Below are 5,004 nucleotides of genomic sequence, written 5' to 3'. Positions count from 1 at the left end.
CTATTAATATTATGTTACTTATTAATTTATTTTGTTAACACTTACTAACGCTTATAATAATAACATTCATAAACTATCAAATTGATTATATCAAACTTTCATTATAATATTTTAAAAATCAGAGCACGCTTTATTCTACTATCATTCATAAACGCTAAAACTTGCTTTTTTTCTAAAAAGGAAATATATTATACAAAACTAGTATATTTTTTATACCGTTAGTGTTTAATCTACACGATAGTGGTTATGAGTATTGAGAAGTTTTATTACTACCATACTTAAAACACAAGCAACTAGAAAGTTTATTACGAGGAGGTATTATATGAATATCGTTGGTCACCATCACATTTCAATGTATACAAAAAACGCTCAAAAAAACAAAGATTTTTATACTCAAATTTTAGGACTAAGACTGGTTGAAAAGTCAGTTAACCAAGATAATCCTAAAATGTACCATTTGTTTTTTGGAGATGAAATTGGTTCGGCTGGGACACTATTAAGTTTTTTTGAAATACCACTTTTAGGAAAAAACCGTCCAGGAACTGATTCTATATATCGCTTATCATTACTTATACCTGACGAAAGTGCTTTGAATTTTTTTAAAGAAAGATTAAGTCAATTCAATATTACATGGACACCGTTAGTTTATTTAAATCAGCCTGCCATTACCTTTAAAGATATAGATGGTTTGGAGATCATTTTATTAGTTAATGACAATTATTATACACCAAATGCTTGGAGAAAAAATCCATATACTGAGATACCTGAGCAATACCAAATTTTAGGAATGGGTCCTGTAGAACTAAGAGTTAAAAATGCTCAAGCTACACTCGATTTTTTAAAAAACAGCTTATCATATACACTTAGAAGTGATTTAAACGAAACCGTGATGACTTTAGATCATAACGGATTATATACTGATTTTGTTATTGTAGAACAACAAGGTGAACGTGCTCGACCTGGCCAAGGTTATGTGCACCATATTGCTGTTAATACACCAAAAGATAGTGATTTAAATTCAATTCATAAAATAATAGAGCAACAACCTGAAAATAACTCAGGAATTATAGACCGATATTTTTTCAAATCTTTATATTTTAGACAAAACCGTATTTTATACGAATTTGCCACGGAAGAACCTGGGTTTACAGTAGATACAAAAATAGAAGATTTGGGCAAACATTTAAATTTACCAGACTTTATGGAACCACAACGTACAGAAATTGAAAATAATCTACATGAATTATAGAAAGGTGATTATATGGCACAGTTAAAAATGAATGAAAATACTCCATTAGAATTTGGACTCTACTCATTGGGTGACCATTTATTAAATCCACATAATGGAGAAAAAGTGAGTTATGAACAAAGAATTAATGAACTTATTGAAGCTAGTCAATTAGCTGAACAGGCTGGTATTGATGTATTTGGTATCGGTGAAAGCCATCAAGAACATTTTACAACACAAGCACATACAGTAGTTTTAGGTGCCATAGCACAAGCCACTAAAACAATAAAAATTTCCAGTTCTTCTAGTATTATAAGTGCTGCAGATCCTGTAAGGGTATTTGAAGATTTTGCTACTTTAGACTTAATTTCACATGGCCGAGCTGAAATTGTAGCAGGTCGTGCTTCACGAACAGGTATATTTGATTTATTTGGATTAGATTTGAATAATTATGATGAACTTTATGAAGAAAAACTTAATTTATTAATGGAATTAAATAAAACAGATAAAATTACTTGGTCAGGCAAATTCAGACCTGATTTAAATAATATGAAGATTTTCCCACGTCCAATTGATGACACATTACCTATTTGGCGTGCAGTCGGAGGACCTCCAGCAAGTGCTATCAAAGCAGGTAGGCAAGGAATACCAATGATGATTACAACACTCGGTGGTCCAGCAATGACTTTTCAAGATTCTATAGAACAGTACAGATTAGCTGCAAAAGAAAATGGTTATGATAATTCACCTGAATCTTTACCAGTATCAACAGCAAGCTTATTTTATACTGCTGACACTACTCAAGATGCTTTAAAAGAATTCTACCCGCATCTAAATGTTGGAATGTCATTTATCAGAGGTGCAGGTTATCCAAAACAACAATTTGCAAAAGCCCCTGACTATAGAGATGCCTTAATGGTTGGTAGCCCACAACAAATCATTGAAAAAATTCTATATCAGCATGAGTTATATAATCACCAACGATTTATGGCACAAATTGATTTTGGCGGTGTTCCATTTAATAAAATCATGAAAAATATAGACCTTATAGGCAATGAAATTATTCCAACAGTAAAAAAACATTTAAGAAAGTAGGTCAATGATACTATGAATATTGTATTACTATCTGGCTCTAGCGTTGGTTCAAAAACGCGTACTGCTATGACATATTTGAATCAAGCACTTATGAATCAAGATGATACACACCATATTAATTTTATTGATTTAAAAGAATTAGAACTAGTGTTTAGTGATGGCAGAAATTATTTAGATTACAATGGCGATACATTATATCTTACGCAAACTTTGATGAATGCTGATGTCATTTTTATCGGATTCCCAATTTTCCAAGCTTCTATTCCCGGTACATTAAAAAATGTATTTGATTTACTACCAGTTAATGCATTTAAAGATAAAATAGTAAGTATACTTGCAACTGCAGGATCGCCAAAACATTATCTCATCCCAGAAACACAACTAAAACCAATATTAGGTTATATGAAGGCACATATTATGCAAACTTATGTATTTATAGAAGAACGCGATTTTTCAAATAATGAGATTGTAAACGATGATATTTTATTTAGGATAGATGATTTAGTTTCATCTACATTACGTACTTCAAAAGCATATGCACAAGTTTTGAAAGAAGAAGAAGATCAATATGATTTCTAATTAATGATCATCAATATATTAAAATTCACGGTTACTAAGTTTTAAGACTTATTTTGTTTACATTATTTGGAACAAAATAAGTCTTTTTTAATTACTATATACCATTAATTTTATTAAAAAAAAGCACTTTGGAGATTAGACTTTTAATCTAATCATTCCAAAGTGCTTATAAATCCAATGAAACTTTTTAAGTTTTAAACTTAATGTTCTGTGTTTTTATCACTTTTTAAGTATCTTCTATAAACAATCATTAATCCTAAAATTCCAAATAGAATTTCGAATGCATAAGGGTTATTTTTGTCTAATCCACTATACGGTAAATTCATATTTAAATTATTTTCTTTGTTTGGATTTACAAATAAGTTTTTGTTTAATCCTTCAAGATTGTGATGATTATTTTGAACATTAAATTGACGTGAATGCATGTCTAGCAACTTATTATTTTTAGTCGCTTTTTCGTCATTTTCAAAATGACTTGAATTATATTTGTTATTTATTTTATCCATACCTAACGACTGTTTCTTATCTGATATACCATTACTATCTATATCTTTTACTTTTGATATTATTTCAGATGTGACTTTATCTAAGTTAGTCTGTAATTCAGCAATATTTGATGTACCGTTTGGCAAGTTACTTATTTTTTCTTTTGCAATACTTCTTAATGAATCTAATTTTTCAATTAGTTTGTCTAAGTCAGCTTGTTCACTTGGCGTAATCAAACCATCTTTTCTAATTTCTTTTATTTTATTAATCACTTTTGTTTGTGCTGCTTTAGCATCAGCAATTGCTTTTTTAGCTTCCGATACTTGTTTTGTATCTTGAACACCATTACTATCTGCATCATTTACTTCTGGTGACGTTACGGATGGAATTTCATTTAATTTTCTTTGTAACTCTGCTTTTCCTACTGTGCCGTTTGGTACTTTAGCTAACTTGTCTTTCACTGCTTGTTTTTCTTTATCTAATTTTTGAATCAACTTATCAATTTCTGCTTTCTCTTTTGGATTTACTAGTCCATCGGATTGAATCTCTGCTAGTTTCTTATCTACTGCTGCTTTTGTTGATTCTGTTGCTTTAATCGCTTTACTTACCTCTGATACTTGTTTTGTATCTTGAACACCATTACTATCTGCATCATTCACTTCTGGTGATGTTATCGATACGATATTATCCAATCTTCTTTGTAACGTATCTTTACCCGCAGTTCCGTTTGGTACATTCTCTAATTTCTCTTTCGCTACTTGTTTCGCAGTTTCTAATGTTTGAATCAACTGGTCTATTGCTGATTTTTCCTCTGGAGCCACTAAGCCGTCGGATGTGATTTCAGTTAATTTTTTATCCACTGCTGTTTTTGCTATTTCAGCTGCTTCTATCGCTTTTTCCGCCTCTGATAATTGTTCTATATCCAAGATACCGTTACTATCTGCATCATTTACTTCTGGTGATGTTACTGATGTGATATTGTCTAATCTTCTTTGTAACACATCTTTACCTGGTATGCCATCCGGTATAGTATTCAATTTATTTTTCGCTGATTGTTTGATTACTTTCAATCCAAAGATTAGTCTATCAATTTCGGCTGCTTCACTTGGAGTTACTAAACCATCGGATGTTATCTCAGACAATTTTTTATCCACTGATGCTTTTGCTTTTTCCACATCATCAATGATATGAGACATTTCTAACAATTGGTCTGTATCTAAAACGCCATTACTATCTACATCGTTTATTTCTGGTGACGTTACTGATGTGATGTTATCCAATCTTGTTTGTAAATCATCTTTACCCGCAGTGCCGCTTGGTACACTATTTAGCTTTTCTTTTGCAGTTTGTTTTGCGCTTTCTAATGTTTGAATTAACGCATCTACTTCAGATTTTTCATCTGGAGTCACTAATCCATCTGATGTTACTTCTGCTAATTTATTATCTATTGCTGTTTTTGCTTGTTCTGCATTCGCTACGGCTTCAGATGCTTCGGACAATTGATCTGTATCTAACATGCCATCACTATCTACATCATTTACTTCTGGTGATGTTACCGATGTAATGTTGTCCAATCTTGTTTGGAGCTCATCTTTCCCTATGGTACCGCTCGGTAC

Annotated in this window: 4 protein-coding genes; 3 read left to right on the top strand and 1 reads right to left on the bottom strand. The window is 31.4% G+C overall.

Translation table 11 applies throughout. The features are described 5' to 3' along the window. The first annotated feature begins 322 nt into the window (after positions 1–322). Genes CD150_RS07105 through CD150_RS07095 form a run of 3 tightly spaced genes read left to right on the top strand, consistent with a single transcriptional unit; the run spans position 323 to position 2,902 of the window. A complete protein-coding gene (locus tag CD150_RS07105) occupies positions 323–1,249 on the top strand; it encodes a VOC family protein (protein WP_073344732.1) in 927 nt (308 codons plus the stop codon). Between the two features lie 12 nt (positions 1,250–1,261). Then, complete coding sequence (locus CD150_RS07100) at positions 1,262–2,323, top strand: LLM class flavin-dependent oxidoreductase (RefSeq protein ID WP_046206957.1); 1,062 nt, start codon at positions 1,262–1,264, stop codon at positions 2,321–2,323. A 12-nt stretch (positions 2,324–2,335) separates the two neighbouring features. Continuing rightward, positions 2,336–2,902: an NADPH-dependent FMN reductase gene (locus CD150_RS07095; protein WP_046206956.1), complete on the top strand. Its 567-nt coding sequence runs from the start codon at positions 2,336–2,338 to the stop codon at positions 2,900–2,902. Positions 2,903–3,102: 200 nt separating this feature from the next. On the opposite strand, the gene CD150_RS13405 is transcribed toward CD150_RS07095, so the two are convergent. After that, positions 3,103–5,004: GA-like domain-containing protein (locus CD150_RS13405; RefSeq protein WP_206185634.1), on the bottom strand; the 1,902-nt coding region annotated here is incomplete at its 5' end.

It is taken from the genome of Staphylococcus ureilyticus (assembly GCF_002902235.1).
Classification (GTDB): domain Bacteria; phylum Bacillota; class Bacilli; order Staphylococcales; family Staphylococcaceae; genus Staphylococcus; species Staphylococcus ureilyticus.
This window is presented reverse-complemented; position numbering and strand designations above follow the sequence as displayed.